This is a genomic window from Erwinia sp. (assembly GCF_049696395.1).
In the GTDB taxonomy this organism is placed as follows: domain Bacteria; phylum Pseudomonadota; class Gammaproteobacteria; order Enterobacterales; family Enterobacteriaceae; genus Erwinia.
In genome coordinates this window covers 1-25,803 of sequence record NZ_JBAVTT010000106.1, presented here as the reverse complement: position 1 = coordinate 25,803, position 25,803 = coordinate 1, and the positions used below count along the sequence as shown (strand labels likewise).

Below are 25,803 nucleotides of genomic sequence, written 5' to 3'. Positions count from 1 at the left end.
CCGCCCTATAAAGAAAACCCGCCAATGGCGGGTTTTTTATAAAATCGGGTTAATCAGCTTTCTCCGTTCACTGGTTCGATCGGACAGAACGTCGATCCAATCAGACTCGTTCCTGAGAGGGCCGAACGGATACGGTTCGTTTCGCCACGCTGTTGAACAGGATATTTAGCACCACGGAGACCAGGCAAGCAGCGCTGATGCCCGAATGGAATATCGTCTGCACCCAGCCAGGGAACTGATTGTAGAACGAAGGCATCACGATCGGGATCATGCCGAATGCAATCGACGTGGCGACAATCACCAGGTTCATGTTGTCTTTGTAATCCACTTTCGCCAGCGTGCGGATGCCGCTCGCCGCTACAGTGCCAAACAGCACCACGCCAGCGCCACCAAGAACCGGCATCGGCACGGCGGCAACAATTCTTCCCAGGATCGGTAAGCACCCCAGTACCACCAGAATTACCCCACCAGCGGCTACCACATAGCGGCTTTTGATCCCGGTGATTGCTACCAATCCGATGTTTTGGGCAAAGGCACTCTGCGGGAAGGAGTTGAATATCGGCGCCAGGGCGCTGGTCAACATATCGGCACGCAACCCGCTGGCAATACGCTTGCCATCGACGTGAGTTTCAACAATTTCCCCTATCGCGATCAAACCCGCCGTTGTTTCGGTCAACAATACCAACACGATCAACGTCATCGACAGGATCGCTGCTACATCAAAGACGGGAAAGCCAAAGGTCATGATACCCGGCAGTGCGACCACATCGCCCTGCCAGGCGGCAGAGAAATGCGTGGTGCCCTTAAAGACGGCAAACAGCGTGCCGAGTGCCATGGCCAGCAGCACGGCCAGACGCTTCACGGCGGCAGTGCCAAACCGATTGAGCAGCAGAACCAGCCCAAGTGTTAAGGCGGCCAGGCCAATATTCGAGGTAGAGCCCCAGTCGTGGGCTGCGGGATTTCCGCCCATCGCCCAGCGTGCAGCCACTGGCATCAGTGACAGACCAATCACCGTGATCACGGTACCGGTGACTACTGGCGGGAAGAAACGGATGATGTGCGCAAAGAGCGGGGCAATCAGCAAACCAATTAATGACGAAGCGATTACCGCGCCAAACACTACCGGTAATCCACCGCCGCTGGTAACCAGCGTAACCATTGTTGCCACACCAGCAAAGGAAACTCCCTGCACCAACGGCAATTGTGAGCCAAAGCCACGAACCCCAAGCGCCTGAAGCAAAGTGGCGAAGCCGCTGACAAACAGTGCGGCGGTCACCAGCATCCCCAGTTCAGCTCCCTTTAACCCGGCTGCCGAGCCAATGATTAACGGCGGCGCGATGATTCCGCCGTACATGGTGAGGACGTGCTGTAAGCCCCAGGCAAAGGATTTCCCTGCCGGATAACGCGTATCTTCTGGCCTGACGCGATCAATGGTCATAACTGATGCCCTTTTGACTGTCTGCCCACAGGCGCAAACCTGCGGGAGTGGAATACTGGATCAGCTGCCGCGGTAAGTGGACCACGACCACGGTGAGATCAGGAAAGGCAGATGGTAATGCCCGCCCTGCTCTGGCAGCACAAAATCAATTTGCGCGCTGGCATATAATGTCTCGCGCCCGCTGGCGGCGAAGAAACTGGCGAGGTCGGCAACCAGGCGATACTGTCCCGCGCCCAGACCTTCCGGCGTCAGATCCTTAATACGGCCATCTGCGTCGGTACTTCCCTGGCTGACGGGCAGCCAGCCTGTGCTGCTATGCTGCTCAAGCGAAATCGCCACACCGCTGGCAGGTTTCCCCAACGCGGTGTCCAGCACATGCGTGGTAATGGTGTTCATGCAAAAGTCTCCATCAGACGCAGCAGAGTAATTTCACGCAGTTGCTTCAGGGCTTCCTGTTGCTCCTGTTGCGGATCGTTAGCCAACCGCCGTAACAGCTCTGAAAGCATCTCTTCGCCGCTGCGGCCTTTAGCGCGGATCAGGAATACCCGACCGAACTGCTCTTCGTAAGTGGCATTACCCGCCTGAAGCGCCTGTTTCAGCTGGCGATCTTCAGCGTTAACGTTGGATTGCTCGCCCCGCGAAAGCTCAGCTTCTTTGCCGTTACCCTTCGCTTTTTCGCCAATGCGCGGATGGCCTGACAGAGCCTGATTTAACGCCTGCTCATCCCACCTGTCGGCCAACTTCTCAGCCGTTGCCAGCAGTGCTGGAAGAGAGGCAAAAGGCCTGGCAGCCACCAGAGCCTCCGACCAGTCAGCAATCGCAACACAGTGAGCAATCTGCTTACAGGCTTCTGCAGCGGAAGCCTGATTAAACTGTTCAAGGCTCATTTCAGCCCTCCAGAGGCCACTTCAAACACGACCTGGGTAAAAGCCTGAACAGCCTGAGCCACATCTTTTTCCATCACCGCTTCGGCAGGATGATGGCTGATGCCTCGATCGTTACGGACGAATAACATACCAACCGGCCAGCGTTCAGCCATGGCGATAGCATCATGCCCTGCTCCGCTCGGTAACGAGATGCTGCGGCCCTGCACAGTGGATACGGCGCGGCTTAATGCCGCCTGCAAGCCCTCATCACAGCGGGTTGCGGGGATGTGGTAATACTCTTCGGCACAGAATGTCAGCCCACGGCGCAACGCAATGGCTTCGGCCTGAGTCAGCAGCTCTGAAAGCAGTTCTGCCAGCGGCAGATCTTCCGGCCCACGGATATCCAGCGTTAGGGCTACTTCGCCAGGGATCACATTAACCGCGCCTGGTGAACAGTGCAGCGTGCCAACCGTAGCCACCAGCTGAGGGCTGTGTTTCGGCGTGGTCTGTTCGATGTAGACCATCCATTCAGCCGCAGCGGCCAGTGCGTCTTTACGGTGCGACATCGGCACCGTGCCAGCATGACCGGCTTCGCCGACAAACTGGCAGTTCAGACGGCGGGCACCGTTGATCGCCGTTACCACGCCCAGCGCCAGGTCTTCCTGCTCCAGACAAGGTCCCTGCTCAATATGCAGTTCCAGATACGCCACAATCTCGCTGACATCCCGCGCGGACTGATGGATGGCTTCGCTATTCAGACCCACATCCGCCATCGCCTGCGCTACGGTGATGCTGTTGCCATCGGGATGCGTGACCCAGCTTTCCGGCCAGGTGCCGGTAAGGCCACGGCTGCCCAGCAGCGTGATGCCAAAACGGGTGCCTTCTTCATCGCCAAACCCCACGATTTCGATCGCCAACGGCAGGCGTTGCTGCTGTTGATGCAGCGCCTGCACGGTTTCAATAGCGGTCAGCACGCCCAGCATCCCGTCATAACGGCCAGCGTTGCGAACGGTATCGAGGTGCGACCCCAGCAGCAGCGCCTGCGCACCCGTTTCCAGCCCTTCATAGCGCCCGCAGATGTTGCCGACGCTGTCCTGCCAGACACGCATACCGGCTTCACGCATCCACTCGCCCACCAGCGTGTTTGCCTGCAGATGCTCGGGGGAAAGGTAGACGCGGGTCAACATGCCTGGCGTTTCAGTGATCTCTGCCAGCCGATCGCAACGAGCCATGACCCTGGCGGCCGCGTGCGCCGCGCTGGCGGCATTCATCAGGCCGTTGCTCATCACTCGCTCCCGTTTGCGTAATGATCCCAGGCGGACTGCATTGCTGCGCCCTGAGGGGTTTTGTAACCCAGATAAGTCAGCACGGATTCAAGCGCGCTGAGGGTCTGCATCACGCAGTCTTTACGCGCGTTATATCCCATGGTGCCAATGCGCCAGACTTTGCCGTGCAGCGGGCCAAAGGAGGTGCCGATTTCAATGCCGAAGTCTTCCAGCATCAGCTTGCGCGCCTGGTCGCCGTTGATCCCCTCAGGGATCACCACGCCCAGCACGTTGTTCATTTTGTATTTCAGGTTACCGAAGGTCGCCAGACCCATGCCCTGAATGCCTTTCAGCATCGCATCGCCATGTAACTTGTGACGGGCAATGCCTTTATCCAGGCCTTCCTGCAGGATCAGACGCGCACACTCACGCGCGCCAAACAGCGCGCTGGTGGCTTCAGTATGGTGGTTTAAACGCTCCGGTCCCCAGTAATCCATGATCATCCCGAGATCGAAATAGTTTGAGTAGATCATCTCGTCATCACCGTCCTGATGGGCAGCGGTACGAATGCCTTCCTCAACGCATTTTCGCTTGCGGATCACCGCTTCCATTTCCGGGCTCAGCGTCACTGGTGAGGTGCCTGAAGGGCCACCAAGGCACTTCTGCATTCCTGCAGAAACGGCATCCAGTCCCCAGGCATCGGTTTCCAGCGCGTTACCGGCAAAGGAAGCCGTTGCATCGGTGTAAAACAGCACGCCGTATTTTTTACAGATCGCGCCCAGCTCTTCCAGCGGTTGCAGCATGGTGGTCGAAGTGTCGCCCTGCACGGTAAGCAGCAGGCGCGGTTTCACTTTTTTGATCGCATCTTCAATCTGATCCGGCGTGAAGACTTCACCCCACGGCACTTCAATGGTGTGAACTTCTGCGCGGCAGCGACGGGCAATTTCACACAGCAAATGGCCAAAGCGGCCAAACACTGGCACCAGCACTTTGTCGCCTGGGCGGATCGCAGAGAGTAAGACCGCTTCGATCCCAGCGCGTGAAGTGCCGTCGATCAACATTGTCCATTTGTTCTCCGTGCGGAAAACGCCGCGATACAGCTCCATCACTTCATTCATGTAATGGGTCATCGCCGGATCGTATTGTCCCAGCAGCTGGCTGGACATCGCGCGCAGCACGCGCGGATCGGCATTTATCGGCCCCGGCCCCATCAACAGACGTTGCGGCGGGTTGATCTGTGGGTATTTGGTTAAATCCATCTGCTCTTTCCTTCTTGGGTCAGACCCGGTGCGGTTAGCTTAAGCCACGCACCGACGAGATAAATTGTTTAAGTTCCTGCGTCTGTGGGTTGGCAAAGACGCTTTTGCTGTTGCCCTGCTCCCAGACTCGTCCCTGATGCATAAACACCACGCGATCGCCCACTTCACGGGCAAAGTTCATTTCGTGGGTCACCAGGATTAAAGTCATGCCTTCTTTGGCTAACTGCTCCAGCACTTTCAGCACTTCGCCCACCAGTTCCGGATCCAGCGCTGAGGTGATTTCATCGCACAACAACACTTTAGGGGTCATTGCCAGTGCGCGGGCAATCGCCACTCGCTGTTGCTGCCCACCGGAAAGGTTAGCCGGGAAGTAGTCCATGCGGTCGCCCAGGCCTACTTTTTCCAGCATCTGTGCGGCCAGAGCCCGGCATTCCGCTTCGTTCTTTTTGAGTACGCGACGCGGCGCCAGCATGACGTTTTCCAGCGCAGTCATATGCGGGAACAGATTGAAGTTCTGGAACACCATGCCGATGGAGCTGCTGATTTCACGTGCCTGTGAATCGCGGTCGGTGATGGTCATCCCACCCAGCTTAATACTGCCTTCCTGGTAGCCTTCAAGTCCGTTCATGCAGCGCAGCAGAGTGCTTTTTCCTGAGCCGCTGCGGCCGATAATGGAGATCACTTCACCCATATCGATATCCAGATCCACGCCTTTCAGCACGTGGTTCTCGCCATAATATTTCTGCACCTGATTAATGGTGATGAGCGGCATTGAATTTCTTCTCCAGGTACTGGCTGTAACGGGACAGCGGATAACACATCAGGAAGTAGCCCAGGGCTACCAGCCCGAAAACTTTAAACGGTTGATAGGTCACGTTGTTCAGGATGGTGCCCGCTTTGGTTAACTCGATAAAACCGATAATCGAGGCCAGTGCGGTGCCTTTAATCACCTGAACCGCAAAGCCGACAGTTGGCGCAATGCCAATCCGCAGCGCCTGCGGCAACACAACCCGGAATAACGTCTGACCAAAGTTCAGGCCAAGACAGCGTGAAGCTTCCCACTGCCCTTTTGGCAGAGCAAGAATGCTGCCGTGCCAGATATCGACCAGGAAGGCGCTGGTGTAAAAAGTTAACGCCAGCGAAGCCGCGGTCCAGGGGGAAACATCCAGGCCAAATAACGCCACGCCGAAGAACGCCAGGAACAGCTGCATCAATAACGGCGTGCCCTGGAACAACTCGATATAGCCTCGGATCAGGCGGTTCGGCCAGCGACGGCGGGTTAATCGCACCATCACCAGCGGCAATGCCACAACCGTGCCGCCAAAGAACGCGGTCAGCGACAGCAAAATCGTCCAGCGGGCCGCCAGCAGCAGATTGCGCAGGATGTCCCAGTCGGTAAAGGTATTCATCCTTGTGCGCTCCCTAACCATTTGCGCCCTGCAGCCAGCAACAGCTGACGCATGACAATCGACAACGCCAGGTAGATCAACGTGGTCACCAGATAGACTTCAAAGCTCAAAAAGGTGCGCGACTGGATCAGGTTGGCCGCAAAAGTCAGCTCTTCATAAGAGACCTGAGAGACCACTGAAGAGCCCAGCATCACGATAATGCACTGGCTGACCAGCGCCGGGTAAATACGTTTCAGCGAGGGCGGAAGCACCACACGCATAAAAGTTTGCAGCCTGGTTAAGCCCAGTACGCGCCCCGCTTCCCACTGCCCTTTCGGCGTAACCTGAATCCCGGCGCGAATAATTTCGGTGCTGTAAGCGCCAAGGTTAATCAGCATCGCCAGCAGCGCAGCCTCTCCGGCGGTTAATTTCAGCCCCAGATTCGGCAGGCCAAAAACGATAAAGAACAGCTGAACCACAAACGGCGTGTTGCGGATCAGCTCCACATAGCAGCCCCAAAGGCGGCTGACCAGCGAGGGTTTGCCGCTGCGCAGTGCAGCGCCAAGGATCCCAATCGATACGCCACCTACAGTAGCCAACACGGTCAGCTGGATGGTTACCCACAGGCCGGAGAGAAGTTCCGGCCAGTAGGGCCAAAGAGCGGGAAAGTTCAGTTGCCCAATCATCGTCTGCCCTTACGCGCCCAGATCTGCAGGCAGTGGCGCTTTCAGCCACTCTTCAGACAGACCGTTCAGCGTCTTGTCTTTAATCGCCTGCTCAATCAGCGAGTCCACTTTGATTTTCAGCGCCGGCTCATCTTTGCGCATGCCGATAAAGCACGGTGAATCTTTCAGCATAAATTTCGCTACTGGCGCTTTATCCGCGTTTTGGCGGGCAATCGCTGCCACGACCAGATTGCCGGTTGCGACATACTGCACCTGACCAGACAGGTAAGCAGACAGCGTGGTGTTGTTATCTTCATAACGCTTCAGCTGGGTATCTTTTGGCGCCACATCGGTCAGCACCATGTCCTCTACCGCACCACGGGTCACGCCTATCGTTTTGCCGCTCAAAGCCGCGGCATCTTTCAGCTGCGCGTCTTTCGGCCCAAATACGCCAAGGAAGAACGGCGCATAGGCCCGGCTGAAGGCGATAACTTTTTCGCGCTCCGGGTTTTTACCCATGCTTGAAATCACCAGGTCCACTTTGTCGGTCTGCAGGTAAGGAACGCGGTTGGCACTGCTCACTGGCACCAGTTGCAACTTAAGTTTCATCTGCTTCGCCAGGTATTTCGCCATATCAATATCGTAACCCTGCGGCTGCAGATCGGTGCCCACCGAGCCAAATGGCGGGAAGTCCTGTGGCACGGCTACGCGCAGAACGCCACGCTTTTCAATGTCCTGCAACTGATCGGCCATGGCATGAGTCACCTGCGTCAACATCAGTGCCGCGCCAACCACTGCCAGTAATGCTTTCTTCATTAGGTGTTCCCCGAGTAATAAAAACATGAAACGAAAGATTCTTGAATAATTTATTTGCAACTAATGTGCCAGCGAGAAAAAAAGGTCGGGAATTTTTTTACGCGAAGTAAAGCGGCAGAGATCGGGGAGCGGATCTGCGGATAAAAACAGCTATGAAACGGGAAGTTAAGGTTTTAGGGGCAGTTAATTGCCAGGCAATCGTTTGCTATTCTTGTGGCAGCCCTTTTTAACCGGGCGAAGAGGAAGCAAGAATGTAGCGGGCGGAGATCGCCCCATAAAAAGGCAAAGCACCAAAACGGTGCCCCATCAGCGTTGTTCCAGCTCGTCCAGATGGCTGTAAAGGTCGGCAATCTGGTGGATACGCTGACGGCCTTCGGTTAAAAGTTCGTGCAGGACAGCATTCGCCAGCAGGTTGATTAAGCTGTTCGCCGAGGCGTAGCTGTCAAAGGCGGAGACACTGTCCAGCGGTGCGCAAAGCTGCCAGCGGGCCAGAGCAATAATGGCCTGAGCCTGAGGTTCGCAGATCACCAGTGTTGGGATGCCATCATGCTGCAGCTGTTGCAGCAAGGGCTTGATAATTCGGGGGCGGCGGCGGAAAGCGAGCACCACAACCATATCTTCCTGCGTCACTTCCACCAGCTCTTCAGACAGCGTCTGCCCGGGCTGTGGTAACACCTGAATGCCGCCTCTGGCCTGTAATAGTTGCTGCCTGAAATGCAGCGCAACCGGATAAGCATTACGCAGCCCAACAACAAAGACTCGCTTACTGGTAGCCAGATGCTGGACCACTTCGCCAAATTGCGTGGCATCCACTTCGTTAACCCACTGAGTGAGGTTTGCCATCTCCTGCTTGTAATGGCGGGCGAGAAGCGTGTTGCCCTGCACGGCGTCACGGTTGTCGGTTAGCGGCATCCCGCTTTGGCGCAACGTGCGCAGTTCATCGCGCATATCTTTATATTTTTCATAGCCTAACCGCTTGAACAGGCGGCTGACCGTTGCCTTAGAAACGCCGCTAAGACGGGCGAGTTCGGCACTGTTATAGCTGATCAAATCATCAAAGTGATCGAAAACAAAATCACCTACACGTTGCTCCTGTGGGGAAAGCTGCGGATAGTGACTTCTCAAACGTTCATCGAGCTGCTTCATGGCATTGACCTTGTAACTTTTGTTTCAGAGAACCTAACATATACAAATAACGTGCCCATCCGGGAAAAACCATTCTGCCGTCAGACGAGAATTTTGTCTCTCTCTTCCGCTACGCCCGGCAGTTTTCCACGGCTAAGAACCTGCAACCTGACAAACTGGAACATCTCTTGCTTCCTTGTTCCCCTGTAACCCTAAAAAAAGAGACTGGAATGATTCAGAGTAATATCGCCCCGCTGGGCATGGCCGTGGCTCCGCACCATCTGGCAAGCGAAAGCGCGCTGGCTGTCTTACGTGAAGGAGGCAATGCCATTGAGGCGATGGTGGCCGCAGCCGCCACAATTGCCGTGGTTTACCCGCACATGAACGGTCTGGGAGGAGACGGCTTTTGGTTGATCGTCCCACCGCAGGGCGAGCCGATCGCCATTGATGCCAGCGGGGCCGCCGGATCGCTGGCCGACCTCGCCTTCTACGAAGGGGCTGCCGCTATTCCCCATCGTGGCCCTAAAGCCGCGCTGACCGTAGCCGGCACCGTCAGCGGTTGGGCTGAAGCATTAAACGTCTCGGCGGAGTTTGGCGGCACGCCTACCCCGGTTGCCAGACTGCTTGCTGATGCCATTCGCTATGCTGCCGATGGCATTCCTGTCACTCAGTCACAGTCTTCCGCCACCGAAAGCAAATACCATGAACTCGCTAAGCAGCCTGGCTTTGCTCACACCTATTTGCCGGATGGCGAAGTGCCGAAAGCAGGAAGCCGTTTCACCCAGCCAGATCTGGCAAATACGCTCAGCCTGCTGACTGAAGACGGGCTGGAAAGTTTTTATCGTGGTCCGCTTGCCAACAAACTGGCCAGCGAGATGTCGCGTCTGGGGATGCCTGTTACCCTGGAAGATTTGAATAATCACCGAGCTAAACGCCGGACTCCGCTGCGTATTCAGCATGAGTATGGCGAGGTCTACAATATGACGCCGCCAACTCAAGGGCTGGTGTCTCTGGCGATTCTGGGCATTACCGACCGGTTAAATATGGCCGAAGCCGATGAAGCACAGACCGTGCACCGCATTGTGGAAGCGACCAAACTCGCCTTCAGCCTGCGCGATCGCTACCTCACCGATCCGCTGCACATGAGCGAAGAGATGCAGGCGCTGCTGGATTCTGATGTGCTGGCAACGATGGCCGAAAAAATCGATGATCAGAAAGCCGCCCCCTGGGGAACAGGCAAAGGCCCTGGCGACACTGTCTGGATGGGCGTGATGGACAGCAGCGGCATGGCTGTGTCCTTTATTCAGAGTATTTATCACGAGTTTGGCAGCGGTGTGGTGCTGCCAGACACCGGGATTACCTGGCAGAACCGGGGCGCGGCCTTCAGCCTCGATCCCGATCATCTGTTAACGTTGGTGCCAGGAAAGCAGCCGTTCCACACGCTCAATCCGGCGGCTGCACGCCTGAATGATGGCCGCACCCTGGTGTATGGTTCGATGGGGGGAGACGGGCAACCGCAGACTCAGGCGGCTATTTTCACCCGTCATGTTGTTCAGGGCATGCCGCTTCAGCAGTGCATCAGCGCACCGCGCTGGTTGCTGGGCCGCACCTGGGGCCAGTCTTCAGATTCGCTGAAGCTGGAAAGCCGTTTTTCCGCTGAGACTTTTGCACAACTTCGCGCATTGGGTCATGAGGTTGAAGCTCTGCCTGACTACAGCGAGGCCGTTGGCCACGCCGGAGCCATTGTCCGTCATACCAACGGTATGCTGGAAGGGGCCTGTGATCCAAGAAGCAACGGCAGCGCTGCCGGTTTTTAACAGGAGAAGATCATGAAGCAAACTTCGCCCGACTGGGCAGCCTATGTGGCACAAATGGAGCAGGTTCTGGGCGTTCCGTTGGATGATGAGCGACGTGCCGAACTGCTAATACAGTTTACCCGTATCGCCGGGATGGCCGCGCCGCTGATGGCCTTCCCACTGGATGACCGTCTGGAAGTGGCAGGAGTGTATAAAGCATGAATCCGGCCTCATTGACCATTAAAGAGCTTCAGGGCGCGCTGACGAAAGGCGAGTTAAGCGCCCGTGAAATTGCACAGCAGACGCTGAGCAACATTGAAGCGACCAATCCAGCGATCAACGCCTGGACTGAAGTGACGCAGGATCGCATGTTGAACGAAGCCGATCGCCTCGATCGTCTGCGTAAAGAGGGACGCCAACTGCCTCCGCTGGCCGCCGTGCCTTACGCGGTGAAAAATCTGTTTGATGTTGCCGGTCACTCTACCCTTGCTGGTGCCAGCCTGTTCAGCGATCGACAGGCAGCCAAACAGGATGGTTTCGCTGTTAACAAGCTGGCGGAATCGGGTGCCCTGCTCTCCGGCATGCTGAATATGGATGCCTATGCTTACGGCTTCACCACCGAGAACACCCATTACGGCGCGACTAAAAACCCACGTGATGTGAAGCGGATTGCCGGAGGATCTTCTGGTGGTTCTGCTGCCGCGGTTGCCGCTGGTCTGGTTAACTTTTCGCTGGGAACGGACACTAATGGTTCCATCCGCGTGCCTGCTTCACTGTGTGGCATCTTCGGCCTGAAACCCACCTTTGGTCGTCTCTCCCGCAGTGGCAGCCATCCTTTTGTCGCCAGTCTTGATCATATCGGTCCTTTTGCCCGTTCGGTTGAAGACCTGGCCGTGGTTTACGATGTCCTGCAAGGGCGAGATCCGCTGGACAGCTTCCAGGCGGAAAAAGCGATTCACCCCGCTCATCGCCTGCTGGAACACGGACTTGAAGGCCTGCGCTGTGGCGTTCTGGGCGGCTATTTCCAGACCTGGTGCAGTGACGAAGCGCGAGCCGCCGTCGCGGTTGCCGCGAAAGCCCTGAATGCTCAGGATGAAGTGCTGTTCCCGGAAGCTGAACTGGCGCGCACTGCGGCGTTTATTATCACCGCCTCTGAAGGCGGCAACCAGTATTTGCCAGCGCTGCGCACGATGCCTGAACGTTTCGAGCCTTTGTCGCGTGAGCGTCTGCTTGCCGGTGCGATGATCCCGTCCGCCTGGTATGTGCAGGCACAGCGTTTCCGCCATCACTTCAGGCAGCAGGTCTTGCCGCTGTTTGAGCAGTTTGATGTGTTGATTGCCCCTGCTACACCGAGTACGGCTACGCCGATCGGCCAGGAAACGATGCACATCAATGGCACCGATCTGCCGATCCGCGCCAGCATGGGAATGCTGACTCAACCAATTTCGTTCCTTGGCCTGCCGGTGACCACCGTGCCACTGCAAACGCCTGGCGGTTTACCTCTGGGTCTGCAATTGATTGCGGCACCTTTCAAAGAAGAGGCTTGTTTGCGCGCGGCCTGGGCACTGGAAAAAATGGGTATTGCGCTAGCAGCCCCAGCTAACTTGAGCACAAAATAATGAAGAGTGAATATATCGATCGCCCGGCAATTCTGGCTGAAGTCACTGCGGCTTTTTACCGTTACGAAGAAGCCTTAATCAGCAATAATACGGCGGTGCTGGATGAGTTGTTCTGGCACGACGATCGTACCGTGCGCTTAGGTGCCGGGGAGAATTTGTATGGCATTGAGCAGATCCGCGAATATCGCGCTTCACGGCCCTCACAAGGTCTGAATCGGGATCTTCGCAACACGGTGATCACCACCTTTGGCGAAGATTATGCGGTTTGCAGCACCGAGTTCACCCGTGAAGGGACGGATAAGATTGGCCGCCAGCAGCAGACGTGGGTCAAGCTGCCTTGTGGGTGGCGCATCGTGGCGGCTCAGGTCAGTTTGATGGTCTGACATTTTTCGGGCGGATCATTCCGCCCATTCCCCGCAGTATTTTTAGATTTGAATGTCTCGCTACGTAAATATTCAGGGATCATGCTGTAACTGACTGCCATAAAACGACCTCCGCTTGCTGGAGGTCGTGTCATTTACCGCTCTGCACATCGCGACTTAAGAGAAACTCAGGCTTCGGGCGCCGGATGGGTTTTCACCCAGTGCTCGGCGATTTGCTGGCGGGTACAGATCCAGACGTTTTCATGCTGCTGAATATGATCGAGGAAGCGCAACAACGCTTTGAAACGACCAGGCCGCCCCAGCAGGCGACAGTGCATACCAATCGATAACATCTTCGGCGAGGTTTCGCCCTCGTCATACAGCACATCAAAGCTGTCTTTCAGATAGGTGTAAAACTGCTCTGCGGTGTTAAAGCCCTGCGGCGTGGCAAAGCGCATATCGTTAGTTTCCAGCGTGTACGGGATGATCAGATGGGGCTTCACCGTGCCATCCTGACAGGTGACCTGAGTCCAGAACGGCAAATCATCGCCGTAATAATCGCTGTCGTAAGTAAATCCGCCCTGCTCAACCACCAGCCTGCGGGTGTTAGGGCTGTCTCGCCCGGTATACCAACCTGTTGGCGCTTTACCAAACAGATCTTTTAAGGTGTCCACCGCCTGCTGCATGTGCTGGCGTTCCGCTTTAGGATCCATTGACTGATAGTGGATCCAGCGCCAGCCGTGGCTCACCACGTCGTAATCGGCTTCTTTGATCGCTTCCACGATTTCAGGATGACGCGCCAGTGCCATCGCCACACCAAACACCGTTAACGGCAAACCACGCTTCTGAAACTCATTGTGGATGCGCCAGAAACCGGCACGCGAACCGTATTCATACAGCGAGTCCATCGACATATGCCGCTCTGGATAGCTCGCCGCGCCGATGATATCGGAAAGGAACTGCTCGGAACCAGCGTCACCGTGCAGCACGTTGTTCTCTGCGCCTTCTTCATAGTTCAGCACAAACTGCACGGCGATCCGCGCTTTGCCCGGCCAGGCGGCGTGGGGAGGATTGCCCGCATACCCGCGAAGATCACGAGGGTAGTTTTTATTGAAGCTGTACTCTTTTTTCTCTACGGCATCATTCATGGTCAAAGTCCTTATGTCGGAACGACTCAATCCAGTTTCAGAGAGGCAAACTGCCCCGACAGGTGTTTTCTTACAGGATAGTCCAGGTCGCCGTGTTTGCTGGTCGATAACCCCAACGCCACCAGCGACTCCACCATTTTTACTGCCGCTCCCACGCCATCAATGACCGGGATGCCCAACTCAAGCGTTAATTCTCGCGCCAGTGTGGCCATACCACCGCAGCCGAGCACAATGGCTCCGCTGCCATCCAGCCGCTTGGCTTGTATACAGCCTTCGCGCACTTTCTCCTGTGCGAGACCGGTACCATCTTCCAGTGCCAACACCGGCAAATCGATGGCGTGTAGCGCGGCGCAATGCTGTTCAAAGCCATACTGCTGTAGCAAATGTCGTGCAATGATTACCGTGCGCGGCAAAGTAGTGACAATGGAGAAGCGTGTCGCCACCATCGTGGCCATATGCATCGCGGCTTCCGCGATGCCAATCACCGGCCCCTGAGCCAGTTCTCGCGCGGCTAATAAACCAGGATCACCAAAGCAGGCGATAACATGCCCGCTGACGCCCTGCTCGCGACCGGCCTTAATCTGTTCCAGCACACCAATGGCGGCGATGGCTTCATCAAAATGACCTTCGATAGACGGCACGCCCTGTGAAGGACAAACCGCCAGAATCTCTGTACCTGGCGCAGCGACGGCGCGCGCAGCAGCGCCAATCGTCTCGGTCATCGCCTGGCTGGTGTTCGGGTTGATCACCTGAATGATCTGCTTCGCCGTCATGCTTTCACTCCAAAGCCTGCAAACAAGCGGCCAAAATCAGGCAGCAGCTCACCACTGCGTTCAAAGTGCAGACTGGCCACAATATGATCGAAATGTTGCTGCATTGAGTCAGACAGAGGCTGCAGCGCTTTTTGTCTCAGCAGCTCAATCAGCCGATCGTGGTCGTCACAGCGACAGCCCTGCTGCCACGGCGCGCCATAAGCCGCAATCACCAAAGAAGATCGCTGAGTTAAGCGCGTGACCATTTCAGTCAGCACTTGATTGCCGGAGATGGCCTGCAGCTGAATATGAAAAGCAGCGGAAAGACGGATCGCGGCCGGCCCGTCATGCGCCTCGTGAGCCTGTTGCTCCTGGCGATTCAGCTTCTCCAGCGCCACCAGATGCGTGGACTGACAGCGTTCGAGGATAGCGGGCAGATTGGCGCATTCAATTAAGGCACGGGTGCGAAAAATATCCTGAGCTTCTTCCACCGAAGGCGTCGCTACCTGTGCACCACGTTTGGGCGTGAGGACGATCATTTGCACCGCGGCGAGGCGCTGAAGCACCTTGCGGATCCCGGTGCGACTGATGCCAAACACATCAGCCAGCGCTTCTTCCGGCAGCTTACTGCCCGGCGGCAGCTGGTGCTCCACAATGGCCGACATCAACGCCTGATAGATAGGCTCGTCCTTGTCGTTCAGGTCAGAGGCCGTTTTCAGGCCGGTTTCACTCTTCATTACCTACTCCGGTAAACATCAGTTCCGTAAAGAATCGTACACATGATTATCAAGTTTTGTATACAAGAAAACGATTTTGGCCTGATTCCTGCAATGTCCCCTTAAACCGATTTGCGTTTAGTACCCTTCACAGGAGCAGGTTTCATGCCAAATAGTCAGAATGTCACCCAGGCGTCGGCGGTTGAAGCCCACGCAAACTACAGCCCACGGCTGTGTAACGAAGACCTGGCGCCTACTCGCGACCAGAACTGGAGCTGGTACAACATCTTTTCTTTCTGGATGTCTGATGTGCACAGTATGGGAGGCTACGTGGTAGCAGCGAGCTTCTTTACGCTCGGTCTGGCTAGCTGGCAGGTCCTGCTTTGCCTGCTGGTCGGTATCTGCATCGTGCAAATCTGTGCCAACCTCGTCGCCAAACCCAGCCAGATGGCGGGCGTCCCTTATGCCGTTATCTGCCGTCAGGCCTTTGGCGTGTTTGGTGCCAACATCCCGGCAGTCATTCGCGGGCTGATTGCCTTTGCCTGGTACGGGATCCAAACCTATCTTGCCGCCAATGCCCTGATGCTGGTGTCACTGAAGTTCTGGCCTTCTCTGGCTACAATGACCCACGCTTCCTGGCTTGGTTTGTCTCAGCTTGGCTGGATTTGCTTCGGCATTATGTGGCTGGCACAGGCAATGGTGTTCTGGCACGGCATGAGCGCCATTAAGCGCTTTATCGATATCGCCGGACCTGCGGTCTATGTGGTGATGGTGGCTCTGGCCGGTTGGATTGTGTACAAGACGGGCTTTGACGGTATTTCACTGACGCTGGCCAGCAAGCAACTGACCGGAGGTCAGCAAATCTGGGAGATGATTACCGCTACAGCGCTGGTGGTTTCCTATTTCTCTGGCCCGCTACTGAATTTCGGCGACTTTTCACGTTACGGCAAGAGCATGGGCGAAATCCGTCGCGGCAACCGCTGGGGCCTGCCGTTCAACTTCCTGCTGTTCTCTGTGGTTACCGTAGTGATTGTTTCCGGAACTCAGTCACTGTTCGGCCATATGATCACTGACCCGATTGAAACGGTCAGCCGTGTGGGCAACGATCTGGCGGTAGCCATTGGTCTGCTGACGATGATCACCGCGACTATCGGTATCAATATCGTCGCTAACTTTGTTTCCCCGGCTTTCGACTTCTCCAACTGCTCACCGCAGAAAATCAGTTTCCGCACCGGCGGGATGATTGCCGCCGTCGGTTCTGTGCTGTTAACGCCGTGGAACCTGTTCCAGTCACCTGAACTGATTCACTACACGCTGGATGTGCTGGGCGCGTTCATTGGCCCGCTGTTCGGTATCCTGCTTTGCGACTTCTATCTGATTAAGCGCAGCCAGATTTCCGTGAAGGATCTGTTTGATGACACGCCACAGGGCCAGTACTGGTATCGCGGCGGATTCAACCCAAAAGCCATCGTGGCGCTGGTGCCTTCGGTGTTGATTGGTCTGGTGATCAGCTTTATCCCTTCCCTGCATGAAGTGGCCAACTTCAGCTGGTTTATCGGCGTAGCGCTGGCCGGTGGATTCTATCGCTGGATTGCTCGTGAGGATCGTGTGGTCAGCAGCCAGAGCTTTGGCGGTAAGGTTGCTGTAGAGAAGAGGTAAAAAGTAGGGGCCGGATTTTTTCTGGCCTCTGAAACGACGAAAGCCTGATTCATTACTGAATCAGGCTTTCTGGATACTTGGCGGAACGGACGGGGCTCGAACCCGCGACCCCCTGCGTGACAGGCAGGTATTCTAACCAACTGAACTACCGCTCCACCGATGTTCCCCGTCGGGAACGGGGCGAATATTACGGTGAGCCCTCCCCCCCGTCAACGCTTTTTATAGGGGTTTTCGATCGACTGCCTGTTTTTTCGCCTTTTCACTGATTTAATCTGAACTTTTCAGCACTTATGCGCGCCAGAGGCAGCTTCCGCCCTTCTTCATCACCAGATCCAGCCGCTCTTCATGCGCCATGTTTTCCGCTTCGCTGGCGGATAACACCACTAAACCCGAAGCCGGACGCGTAATACGGTGGACAGTATCCCCGTTGCTTTGCTGCTGCTGATCGCCTTCCATCGAAAACTTCAGTAACGTCTGACCGCCGGTCATCGCCAGGAACACTTCAGCCAGAATTTCGGAGTCCAGCAGTGCGCCGTGCAGGGTTCGTTTGGTGTTATCTATTTCATAACGTGAGCAGAGCGCATCCAGGCTGTTTCGCTTACCGGGGAACATTTTACGGGCCATCGCCAGACTGTCGGTGATGCGGCAAAAGGTTTCTGTCTTCGGAATGCTGCGCCCAAGCTTGGCAAACTCGTAGTCCATAAAGCCGATATCAAACGACGCGTTGTGGATCACCAGTTCTGCGCCATCAATATATTCAAGAAAGCCATCGGCTATGTCGGCAAACGTGGGTTTATCTGCGAGGAACTCATCGGCAATGCCGTGCACGCCGAAGGCTTCAGGATCCACCAGCCGATCGGGCTTGAGATAAACATGGTAGTTATTGCCTGTCAGACGGCGGTTCACTACCTCAACGGCACCGATTTCAATGATGCGATGCCCTTCATAGTGCACCCCAATCATGTTCATACCGGTGGTTTCAGTATCGAGTACGATCTGACGCGTTGTATTTACTGTGCTCATAGGACCCGTTTATGTCAGACTTGGCGTTTTTCAGCAGGGAGTCTACCAGAGATGACTAAGCAGGTAGAAATTTTCACCGACGGTTCTTGCCTTGGCAACCCCGGACCGGGCGGTTATGGCGCTATCTTACGCTATGGTAAGCACGAAAAAACCTTCAGTGAAGGCTATTTTTTAACCACCAATAACCGCATGGAGTTGATGGCCGCCATCGTCGCGCTGGAAGCCTTAACTCAGAAGTGCGAAGTGGTGTTAAGTACCGACAGCCAGTACGTCCGTCAGGGAATTACCACCTGGATCCATAACTGGAAAAAGCGCGGCTGGAAAACGACCGATAAAAAACCGGTGAAGAATGTCGACCTCTGGAAGCGACTGGACAGTGCCCTCAGCCATCATGAAATCAAATGGGAATGGGTAAAAGGACATGCAGGACACGTTGAGAACGAACAGTGTGACGAGTTAGCCCGCGCGGCCGCAGGCAACCCTACTCAGGAAGATGTGGGCTACAAGTCAGAATCCTGATGTCGCTGCCTGGTGCGAAACTGGCTGGTCGCACCAACCGCCGAAGTGATCCTTCTTTTCGCCGCAGCTCGTTTGGCCGGATTCATGATCAACGGGAAGGTGCGCTTGCGCGCCACAATAATGCTCAGGCAACCCAGCGCTGGAAAATGGGTGCTGATCACTTTCCCGCCCTGCCGGTTCCACGGCACAACCTGGAACCGCGTCCGCTGAACCACTTCGTAATTCAGCAGGCTCAGCCAGTCCATTAGCCGCATCTGCGTAAACATCCGGCTGTTCCACGGCACTCGTTTATGAATGCCAGGGATCAGTTTTCCTATCCCCAACACGCTGAAGGGGTTGAAGCCGCTGATGATGATCCAACCGTCGTCGATCAGCACTCGATCCACTTCCCGCAGAATGCGGTGTGGATCGCTGCTCCACGCCAGACAGTGCGCCAGCAGGCAGGCATCAACGGATTTAGACTCAAAAGGCAGACTCATTGGATCGGCTTTGACATGCAGATCTTCCCCGCTCAGCCCGACATTCACCTGATGCGAGATACCACAGCTTTCCGTGTCAATTTCAGCGCTAAGATGTCCCACCTTTAGCAGGTGAAAACCGTAGAGTTTGGCGAGGCAAGGCTGCAGGTGCTTGTTGAGGGCATCACGATAAAACTCCCCCCATGGGATCTCCGCCCACGAGTCTGGCACCTGACGAATTTGGCGTGTTTTAGCGGGCTTCATGCTTTACCATCTTCTTTCCATTTCAGCCAATAATAGAGGCGATGATGAATCTTACCAGCATTCCGGCACTTCAGGACAACTACATCTGGACATTAAATAACGAACAGGGGCAGTGCCTGATCGTTGACCCAGGCGAAGCGGCTCCAGTGCTTGCCGTTCTGGCAAAAAATCACTGGCAGCCAGTGGCGATCCTGCTCACTCATCATCATCACGATCATGTTGGCGGGGTGAAAGACCTGCTGCAAAAATACCCGGACATGGTGGTCTATGGACCCAACGAAACCGCCGAAAAAGGCGCGACAGAGATCGTCAGTGAAGGGGATAAAATCACTGTGCTGAATACCGAATTCAGCGTGATATACACACCAGGGCACACTTTAGGACACATCTCATATTTCAGCTCCCCTTACCTTTTCTGCGGCGATACAATGTTCTCTGGCGGCTGCGGCAGATTATTCGAAGGCACACCAGAGCAAATGTACGAATCATTTCAGAAGCTTAACCAGCTTCCCGCCGACACTCTGATATGTTGCGCGCATGAGTATACTTTATCAAACTTAACCTTTGCGCATGCCCTTTTACCGCAGGATACGAAGATAGAGAGCTATTACCGTGATATTAAGGAGTTACGCGCGAAAAACGGCGTTTCCGTGCCCACAAAGCTGGAATTAGAGCGACAAATTAATGTTTTTCTAAGAACGCAAGAGCATGAATTGCAAAGACTTATCGGTTATGAAACATCTCCACAACATGAGTGGCAAGTATTTGCAACTCTACGCGAGAAGAAAGACCGTTTTTGATTTTTCCGGTTGTGTTGCTATGGGCGAGCAAGTATAGTTGCTCGTCTTTTAAGCGAAGAATGACACACATATGAAGGCTAAAGCGATATTACTCGCCTCGGTCTTGCTGGTGGGTTGTCAGGCGTCAAAGCATGACACCAACATCCCTGAACAGCATGCACAGAGTTTGTCTTCAGCAGGTCAGAATGAAGCAGAGCAGGACACAGATCGGTTGTTATCCCCGCGTTGGCAGGATGATGGAACCAGCGTTACGCAGGATAAAGATTTGTGGAATCTCATCAGTACCGAGCTGAAGATGAAGGTTCCGGAAAATGCCCGGATACGCGAACAAAAACAAAAATATTTAAGAAACAAGAGCTATCTCCACGATGTAACATTACGGGCAGAGCCGTATATGTACTGGATTGTCGAGCAGATTAAGCAACGTAAAATGCCGATGGAACTAGTACTACTACCCATAGTGGAGAGCGCTTTTGACCCCCATGCGACCTCAGCCGCCAATGCCGCAGGCATCTGGCAGATTGTACCGCAGACGGGGCGAAACTACGGTCTTAAGCAGAACCAGTGGTATGACGGACGTCGCGATGTTGTGGCTTCCACCAAGGTTGCGCTGGACATGATGGAACGTCTGAACAAGATGTTTGACGGTGACTGGTTACTGACCATCGCCGCCTATAACAGCGGTGAAGGACGCGTCATGAAAGCGGTAAAAGCCAACAAAGCCCGAGGGAAACCGACGGACTTCTGGCATTTATCTCTGCCACGCGAAACCACGGTCTACGTGCCAAAAATGTTGGCTTTGGGTGAAATCCTGAAGAATAACAAGCGTTACGGTTTACGTCTGCCGGCGCCTAATGAAACCCGTGCTCTGGCGCGAGTCGAGGTAGGCCAACAGATTGAACTGACGCAGGCGGCAGAAATGTCGGGCATGTCACTGAGTAAACTGAAGAGTTTTAACGCGGGCTACAAACGCGGCACTACGGCACCGAAAGGGGGACCTCAGTACATTATGGTACCGAAGTCAAACGTAGCGCAGTTGCGTAACTCGCTGGCAACAGGCGATATTGCTGCCGTGCAGCCAACCGCGTTGGCTAACAACACGACAGCCGGTTCTTACAAGGTTCGCAATGGCGATACCCTGTCTGGGATCGCCAAACGTCTGAATGTCTCGGTTAAAGACCTGCAGCGCGCAAATAACCTGCGTGGCGCGAGTATCAGACCAGGACAGACCCTGAGCACGGGCGGTAGCGGCAACGCGACCAAACTGGCCGATAATGGCAACAGCATCACCTATAAAGTTCGTAAAGGTGATTCTCTGGCCAGCATTGCTAAAGGGCACGGTGTTGAAATTAAGGATGTGATGCGCTGGAACACCAGCGGTTCACAGAACCTGCAGCCAGGCGATAAGCTGACACTGTTTGTGACCAACACCAACACGCCAGACAGTTAAGACTGATGACCAATAAAAAAGCCAATCTCACGATTGGCTTTTTTTATGCCCCGATGGCTTAAGGTTTGAACGCTTCAATAAAGATCACGTCAGTACTGAAACTGCCGTCCGGCTGCTGAGCATAGTAGCGCTGCACCTCTTCGGAAGCAGACTGCTGGTAAGCCCGGATGGCATCCGCCATGACCTTTGGCGTGCGCATCCGCTCAATCCAGCTGCTGAACTCCAGATCCAGTCGGTCATGACTAACGGCGGCGATCGCCAAACCGGCTTCAGTGAACATCGTCAGCCATTCGCCCGGATTGTAATCACGCACGTGGGAAGTGTCTCGCAGCGCCTCAACGGTCTGTAACCAGATGTCCAGCACGGCATTGCCCGGTGCATTCACATCCATAAAGATCGCTTTACCGCCTGGCCTCAGGATGCGCTTCACTTCGCGCAGTGCCCGCCCCACATCATGCCAGTGGTGCGCTGAGTAACGGCTGATGACGATATCAAAGGATTCGTCTGCAAAAGGCAGGTATTCCGCATATCCCTGCACCGTTGACAGATGCTCATAGCCACGCTCTTTTGCGGCTTCAGCCACCACCGTTAGCATTTTCGCGGAGAGATCGTAAGCCACCACACTTTTTACGTGCTGAGCCGCCACATAGCTGGCATGTCCGCCACCACATCCCAAATCGAGTACCTGGGCATCCTTTTCTGCAAACAGACGTTCACCCAGACGCACTAAATCGCGGCCGCTGGCGTGCACGGCACTGCTCAGATAGGCGCTTGCCTGGTCACCAAACTGTTTGTCGACGTTATCGTGATGATGTGTAGCCATATCTCTGTGTTCCTTACTGATTTTTGGAGTTATGGGCAGAACGATTGGTCGACCTGCCCGTGACGGCAGGCCAGATATTCCCTAAAGAAGCGCAGGCTTACCGGGATGGAATTCAACGAGTAGGGGATTGTGATCGGAGGCGCGGGTGACCAGCACGGAGGCTTCAGCCACGCCCAATCCGCGGTAAAACACAAAATCTAACGGACGACCAAAAGCTTTGCGCCGGTGATCGTCGGTAAAACTTACTTCTTCCAGCCCCATGTCGCGGGCAAAATTATATAACGCGTTGATGCGCTGACGGCTCCAGGCGTTGAAGTCTCCCGCCATGATTACCGGCCCCTGATGATGAATAATCTGCTCACCTATCGGCCCCAGCTGTTTGCTGTAGACGTCTATGCCCAGGCTGAAGTTGACGGCATGGATGTTAACCACCATCAGCATCTGCTCATTTGGCAGCGCATAGGCCGTTACCAGGGCGGATTTAGACAACCTTAATAAAGGTTCTCTTTCACGCAGAGGGCAGCAATAAACCGGATGGGCAGAAGCCAGCGTCATCACACCAGAAGGATGTTGAGGCAAAGCAAAGGCCGGCACTTGATCGGCGGCCAGATAATTGGTGGTGGCAAAATGCACCAGCTCCGGTGTGGTTTGCGCTTCCTGCAACAACACCAGATGCGCATCCTTACCGAAATTCTGCAAAACCGAGAGCCAGTCGGCACGCTGCTGTTTGAAGATATTCCACACCAGCACACGCAGCGAGGATTCGGTGGTCAGGGGAGTACCCGGCGGCAAGGCTTCGCCAACGTGCAGCATTGCACCAGGCGGAAAAATACGTTCCGCTGGCTGTCCTGCTACATATCTCATGGCATAGGTCTTTTTTCGCACTCTAACGGGCCTTATTTACTGCTGAAGTAGTCATAGCGTCACTCAGTTATAGGGGCTTTAGGAGTGACTTTCAATCGGATCAAACTAATAACTGCCTTCAGTCAGTAAACAAATGATAACAAGGCCAGTGGCATCTGCCTGTTCATAGCCAGCTCAGTTTTCATAGCGCTCAGGATCCGAGCATGTTTAAATAACAAAATAATTCAAAGAATCCGCAGAATTTTGCTCAAGGAGCAATAATGAAGGCCACTTCAGAAGAACTGGCAATTTTTGTCGCCGTTGTTGAGAGCGGCAGTTTCAGCCGGGCAGCAGAGCAGCTGGAAATGGCAAACTCTGCCGTGAGCCGGGCGGTTAAAAAGCTGGAAACTAAGTTGGGTGTGGAGTTACTGACCCGCACCACAAGGCAGGTCAACCTCACTCAGGAGGGTGAAATCTATTTTCGTCGGGTCCAGTCTGTTTTGCAGGAGATGGCCGCGGCGGAGAACGAGTTGATGGAAAGCCGACAGGTGCCACAGGGTTTGCTGCGGATTGATGCTGCTACGCCGGTCGTCCTGCACCTGTTGATGCCGATGATCAAACCCTTCCGGGAACGCTATCCTGAAGTCACTCTTTCTCTGGTTTCTTCCGAGACCTTTATTAATCTGATAGAGAGGAAGGTGGATATTGCTATCAGAGCAGGCAACCTGACGGACTCTAGCTTGCGGGCCCGCCCTCTTTTCACCAGCTACCGCAAGATTGTTGCCAGTCCTGATTACTTACAGCAATACGGAATACCGCAGTGTTCAGAGGACCTGTCGAATCATACCTGCATGGGGTTTGTTGAACCCTTAAGCCTAAACCGTTGGCCGATTGCGAAAGCGGATGGACAGCTCTACGACATCACCGCAGATCCCACCTCTAATAGCGGCGAAACGATCAAGCATCTCTGCTTAGGCGGCAACGGCATTGCTTGTCTGTCTGAGTTCATGATTAATAAGGAAATTCAGCAGGGGACGTTAGTGGAATTACTGGCTGATAAGATCCTGCCAATAGGAATGCCTTTTAACGCGGTGTATTACAGCGACCGGGCGGTCAGTAAGAGGATCCGTTCATTTGTCGATTTTCTGGATGATTGGGTGAAAACAGCGCTCCCCAGGGCTTAGAGAGCGCAGCAGTGACGGGTTGGAGGATTAATCCCAGTCTGGCGCCAGACCTTCAGGGCTGACCATACGCTCTGCACGATCCAATGTGGCGATCTTCGCCAGATCCTCAGCATCAAGGCGAAGATCCACTGAAGCCATATTGCTTTCCAGATTCGCTCGCTTAGTAGAAGAAGGAATAACCGCACACCCTTCCTGCATTGCCCATGCCAGTACTACTTGAGCTGCCGTAGCCTGATGCTTAGCGGCAATATCAATTATCACCGGCTCTTTCAGCGCTTTACCGTAAGCCAACGTCATATAAGAGGTGATGTGGATACCTTTCTCACGAGCAAAATCTACCACCTTACGGTTTTGCAGGTAAGGATGAAGTTCGATTTGGTTGGTTGCGATCTGCTCAACACCCACGGCCTCAATAGCTTGCTGCATCAACGCTGTAGTGAAGTTGGAAATTCCAATCTGGCGAGTCAGACCAGCTTCTTTAGCAGCAACCAGCGCTTGCATGGTTTCCGCTACGGAGACAGCCGCACCTGGTGATGGCCAGTGAATCAAGGTCAGATCCACGTAGTCAGTACGTAGCTTGCTTAGACTCTCTTTAAGGCTTGGGATCACTGCTTCTGCGCTGAGGTTTTCCACCCAAATTTTCGTGGTGATAAACAGCTGGTCGCGTGCCACTCCACTCTCTGCGATAGCCTGACCCACAGCGGCTTCATTGTCATAAATTTGGGCGGTATCAATCACACGATAGCCAAGATCCAGCGCGTTTTTCACTGAAGCCATTACCACGTCGCCCTGCAGGCGGAAGGTGCCTAAACCAAATGCTGGAAGTGTCATAAATCCTCTTTTACTGCTGTTGTTTGCTAAGTTGCGAAGAGTATGACAGAGGAATTATTGACGAAAAAGCCGCTAACAGTCACAACACCTTTGTCTGTTAAGCAACAATAGACAAATTACAGACACAAAAAAGCCCTGAGTCTTATGACTCAGGGCCTCATGTTTAAGTGGCGGAACGGACGGGGCTCGAACCCGCGACCCCCTGCGTGACAGGCAGGTATTCTAACCAACTGAACTACCGCTCCACCGATTCTGTACTGAATTCAGAATGTTGCTTCTGATATCAGGTGTTTCGCCCTTTCCCTGTCACCGGGAAGGTCATGACCATAAATGGTCTGAATTGATGCCTGGCAGTTCCCTACTCTCGCATGGGGAGACCCCACACTACCATCGGCGCTACGGCGTTTCACTTCTGAGTTCGGCATGGGGTCAGGTGTGACCACCGCGCTAAAGCCGCCTGGCAAATCTGTTACCGAGTTATCGGTTTATTACTGGTGCTGATACCCAGTGTCGAACTGGGGACCTCACCCTTACCAAGGGTGCGCTCTACCAACTGAGCCATATCAGCACGCTTATTTCTTGCAACAAGCGGTTAACTCACGCTTATTGGTCTAAATTGATGCCTGGCAGTTCCCTACTCTCGCATGGGGAGACCCCACACTACCATCGGCGCTACGGCGTTTCACTTCTGAGTTCGGCATGGGGTCAGGTGGGACCACCGCGCTAAAGCCGCC

Annotated in this window: 27 protein-coding genes, 3 tRNA genes and 2 rRNA genes; 9 read left to right on the top strand and 23 right to left on the bottom strand. The window is 54.6% G+C overall.

The window, feature by feature from the left end:
* Positions 1-100 precede the first annotated feature (100 nt).
* The 10 genes from WCC56_RS13240 to hpxU form a co-directional block, all read right to left on the bottom strand.
* Positions 101-1,438 (bottom strand): nucleobase:cation symporter-2 family protein, encoded by a 1,338-nt coding sequence (locus WCC56_RS13240; RefSeq protein WP_424692817.1) that lies wholly within the window; start codon positions 1,436-1,438, stop codon positions 101-103.
* A 60-nt stretch (positions 1,439-1,498) separates the two neighbouring features.
* On the bottom strand, positions 1,499-1,834 hold the full coding sequence (gene uraH / locus WCC56_RS13235; RefSeq protein ID WP_424692816.1) for a hydroxyisourate hydrolase: 336 nt from the start codon (positions 1,832-1,834) through the stop codon (positions 1,499-1,501).
* Positions 1,831-2,325: a 2-oxo-4-hydroxy-4-carboxy-5-ureidoimidazoline decarboxylase gene (uraD, locus tag WCC56_RS13230; RefSeq protein WP_424692815.1), complete on the bottom strand. Its 495-nt coding sequence runs from the start codon at positions 2,323-2,325 to the stop codon at positions 1,831-1,833. Before uraD ends, uraH begins: the two co-directional genes overlap by 4 nt.
* Positions 2,322-3,590 carry an allantoate amidohydrolase gene (gene hpxK / locus WCC56_RS13225; RefSeq protein WP_424692814.1) on the bottom strand — a complete coding sequence of 423 codons (1,269 nt, stop codon included), beginning with the start codon at positions 3,588-3,590 and terminating at the stop codon, positions 2,322-2,324. The genes uraD and hpxK overlap by 4 nt, the downstream gene beginning before the upstream one ends.
* Positions 3,590-4,828 (bottom strand): pyridoxal-phosphate-dependent aminotransferase family protein, encoded by a 1,239-nt coding sequence (locus WCC56_RS13220; protein ID WP_424692813.1) that lies wholly within the window; start codon positions 4,826-4,828, stop codon positions 3,590-3,592. Before WCC56_RS13220 ends, hpxK begins: the two co-directional genes overlap by 1 nt.
* 34 nt (positions 4,829-4,862) lie before the next feature.
* The gene (locus WCC56_RS13215; RefSeq protein WP_424692812.1) at positions 4,863-5,600 is read right to left on the bottom strand and encodes an amino acid ABC transporter ATP-binding protein; all 738 of its coding nucleotides are present in this window, start codon (positions 5,598-5,600) and stop codon (positions 4,863-4,865) included.
* Positions 5,581-6,237, bottom strand: a complete 657-nt coding sequence (locus tag WCC56_RS13210) for an amino acid ABC transporter permease (protein ID WP_424692811.1) — start codon at positions 6,235-6,237, stop codon at positions 5,581-5,583. Before WCC56_RS13210 ends, WCC56_RS13215 begins: the two co-directional genes overlap by 20 nt.
* Positions 6,234-6,902 carry an amino acid ABC transporter permease gene (locus tag WCC56_RS13205; protein ID WP_424692810.1) on the bottom strand — a complete coding sequence of 223 codons (669 nt, stop codon included), beginning with the start codon at positions 6,900-6,902 and terminating at the stop codon, positions 6,234-6,236. The genes WCC56_RS13210 and WCC56_RS13205 overlap by 4 nt, the downstream gene beginning before the upstream one ends.
* 9 nt (positions 6,903-6,911) lie before the next feature.
* The gene (locus WCC56_RS13200) at positions 6,912-7,697 is read right to left on the bottom strand and encodes a transporter substrate-binding domain-containing protein (RefSeq protein WP_424692809.1); all 786 of its coding nucleotides are present in this window, start codon (positions 7,695-7,697) and stop codon (positions 6,912-6,914) included.
* Between the two features lie 306 nt (positions 7,698-8,003).
* The gene (gene hpxU, locus WCC56_RS13195) at positions 8,004-8,843 is read right to left on the bottom strand and encodes a MurR/RpiR family transcriptional regulator HpxU (protein ID WP_424692808.1); all 840 of its coding nucleotides are present in this window, start codon (positions 8,841-8,843) and stop codon (positions 8,004-8,006) included.
* Between the two features lie 209 nt (positions 8,844-9,052).
* Here hpxU and WCC56_RS13190 point away from each other — a divergent pair, with 209 nt between their 5' ends.
* Genes WCC56_RS13190 through hpxZ form a run of 4 tightly spaced genes read left to right on the top strand, consistent with a single transcriptional unit; the run spans position 9,053 to position 12,620 of the window.
* Positions 9,053-10,639 (top strand): gamma-glutamyltransferase family protein, encoded by a 1,587-nt coding sequence (locus WCC56_RS13190; RefSeq protein ID WP_424692807.1) that lies wholly within the window; start codon positions 9,053-9,055, stop codon positions 10,637-10,639.
* 12 nt (positions 10,640-10,651) lie between these two features.
* Positions 10,652-10,840, top strand: coding sequence for an oxalurate catabolism protein HpxX (hpxX, locus tag WCC56_RS13185; RefSeq protein WP_424692806.1), 189 nt, complete (start codon positions 10,652-10,654; stop codon positions 10,838-10,840).
* Positions 10,837-12,237 carry an AtzE family amidohydrolase gene (locus WCC56_RS13180; protein ID WP_424692805.1) on the top strand — a complete coding sequence of 467 codons (1,401 nt, stop codon included), beginning with the start codon at positions 10,837-10,839 and terminating at the stop codon, positions 12,235-12,237. The genes hpxX and WCC56_RS13180 overlap by 4 nt, the downstream gene beginning before the upstream one ends.
* Positions 12,237-12,620: an oxalurate catabolism protein HpxZ gene (gene hpxZ, locus WCC56_RS13175; protein WP_424692804.1), complete on the top strand. Its 384-nt coding sequence runs from the start codon at positions 12,237-12,239 to the stop codon at positions 12,618-12,620. The genes WCC56_RS13180 and hpxZ overlap by 1 nt, the downstream gene beginning before the upstream one ends.
* Before the next feature lie 167 nt (positions 12,621-12,787).
* Here hpxZ and puuE read toward each other — a convergent pair whose 3' ends face one another.
* From puuE to WCC56_RS13160, 3 genes are read right to left on the bottom strand one after another with little or no spacing between them, the layout of a single operon-like run.
* Positions 12,788-13,747: an allantoinase PuuE gene (puuE, locus tag WCC56_RS13170; RefSeq protein ID WP_424692803.1), complete on the bottom strand. Its 960-nt coding sequence runs from the start codon at positions 13,745-13,747 to the stop codon at positions 12,788-12,790.
* Between the two features lie 26 nt (positions 13,748-13,773).
* A complete protein-coding gene (gene hpxA, locus WCC56_RS13165; RefSeq protein WP_424692802.1) occupies positions 13,774-14,520 on the bottom strand; it encodes an allantoin racemase in 747 nt (248 codons plus the stop codon).
* Positions 14,517-15,236 (bottom strand): GntR family transcriptional regulator, encoded by a 720-nt coding sequence (locus tag WCC56_RS13160; protein WP_424692801.1) that lies wholly within the window; start codon positions 15,234-15,236, stop codon positions 14,517-14,519. The genes hpxA and WCC56_RS13160 overlap by 4 nt, the downstream gene beginning before the upstream one ends.
* A gap of 144 nt (positions 15,237-15,380) precedes the next feature.
* Here WCC56_RS13160 and WCC56_RS13155 point away from each other — a divergent pair, with 144 nt between their 5' ends.
* The gene (locus tag WCC56_RS13155; protein WP_424692800.1) at positions 15,381-16,874 is read left to right on the top strand and encodes an NCS1 family nucleobase:cation symporter-1; all 1,494 of its coding nucleotides are present in this window, start codon (positions 15,381-15,383) and stop codon (positions 16,872-16,874) included.
* 78 nt (positions 16,875-16,952) lie between these two features.
* On the opposite strand, the gene WCC56_RS13150 is transcribed toward WCC56_RS13155, so the two are convergent.
* Both WCC56_RS13150 and dnaQ read right to left on the bottom strand, forming a co-directional pair.
* A tRNA-Asp gene (locus WCC56_RS13150) sits at positions 16,953-17,029 on the bottom strand.
* Between the two features lie 133 nt (positions 17,030-17,162).
* Entirely contained in the window at positions 17,163-17,897 is a 735-nt protein-coding gene (dnaQ, locus tag WCC56_RS13145; protein ID WP_424692799.1) for a DNA polymerase III subunit epsilon, read from the bottom strand.
* Positions 17,898-17,948: 51 nt separating this feature from the next.
* Between dnaQ and rnhA the strand changes: the two genes are divergently transcribed.
* Complete coding sequence (gene rnhA / locus WCC56_RS13140) at positions 17,949-18,416, top strand: ribonuclease HI (RefSeq protein ID WP_424692798.1); 468 nt, start codon at positions 17,949-17,951, stop codon at positions 18,414-18,416.
* Here rnhA and WCC56_RS13135 read toward each other — a convergent pair.
* Positions 18,398-19,138, bottom strand: a complete 741-nt coding sequence (locus WCC56_RS13135) for a class I SAM-dependent methyltransferase (RefSeq protein WP_424692797.1) — start codon at positions 19,136-19,138, stop codon at positions 18,398-18,400. The genes rnhA and WCC56_RS13135 overlap by 19 nt on opposite strands.
* Positions 19,139-19,182: 44 nt before the next feature.
* Between WCC56_RS13135 and gloB the strand changes: the two genes are divergently transcribed.
* Positions 19,183-19,938 (top strand): hydroxyacylglutathione hydrolase, encoded by a 756-nt coding sequence (gene gloB, locus WCC56_RS13130; protein WP_424692907.1) that lies wholly within the window; start codon positions 19,183-19,185, stop codon positions 19,936-19,938.
* Positions 19,939-20,008: 70 nt separating this feature from the next.
* Positions 20,009-21,388 (top strand): murein transglycosylase D, encoded by a 1,380-nt coding sequence (gene mltD, locus WCC56_RS13125; protein ID WP_424692796.1) that lies wholly within the window; start codon positions 20,009-20,011, stop codon positions 21,386-21,388.
* 58 nt (positions 21,389-21,446) lie between these two features.
* On the opposite strand, the gene WCC56_RS13120 is transcribed toward mltD, so the two are convergent.
* Complete coding sequence (locus tag WCC56_RS13120; protein WP_424692795.1) at positions 21,447-22,211, bottom strand: class I SAM-dependent methyltransferase; 765 nt, start codon at positions 22,209-22,211, stop codon at positions 21,447-21,449.
* A gap of 81 nt (positions 22,212-22,292) precedes the next feature.
* Complete coding sequence (locus tag WCC56_RS13115; protein WP_424692794.1) at positions 22,293-23,096, bottom strand: endonuclease/exonuclease/phosphatase family protein; 804 nt, start codon at positions 23,094-23,096, stop codon at positions 22,293-22,295.
* Between the two features lie 239 nt (positions 23,097-23,335).
* Between WCC56_RS13115 and yafC the strand changes: the two genes are divergently transcribed.
* Positions 23,336-24,238: a DNA-binding transcriptional regulator YafC gene (yafC, locus tag WCC56_RS13110; protein ID WP_424692793.1), complete on the top strand. Its 903-nt coding sequence runs from the start codon at positions 23,336-23,338 to the stop codon at positions 24,236-24,238.
* Between the two features lie 27 nt (positions 24,239-24,265).
* Here yafC and dkgB read toward each other — a convergent pair whose 3' ends face one another.
* The 5 genes from dkgB to rrf (WCC56_RS13085) all read right to left on the bottom strand — a co-directional run.
* Complete coding sequence (gene dkgB / locus WCC56_RS13105) at positions 24,266-25,069, bottom strand: 2,5-didehydrogluconate reductase DkgB (protein ID WP_424692792.1); 804 nt, start codon at positions 25,067-25,069, stop codon at positions 24,266-24,268.
* Between the two features lie 168 nt (positions 25,070-25,237).
* A tRNA-Asp gene (locus WCC56_RS13100) sits at positions 25,238-25,314 on the bottom strand.
* 100 nt (positions 25,315-25,414) lie between these two features.
* Positions 25,415-25,530: ribosomal RNA gene (gene rrf, locus WCC56_RS13095) — 5S ribosomal RNA — on the bottom strand.
* Between the two features lie 31 nt (positions 25,531-25,561).
* Positions 25,562-25,637 (bottom strand) — tRNA-Thr (locus WCC56_RS13090).
* Positions 25,638-25,690: 53 nt separating this feature from the next.
* Positions 25,691-25,803, bottom strand: a 5S ribosomal RNA gene (gene rrf, locus WCC56_RS13085); the annotation flags it as partial.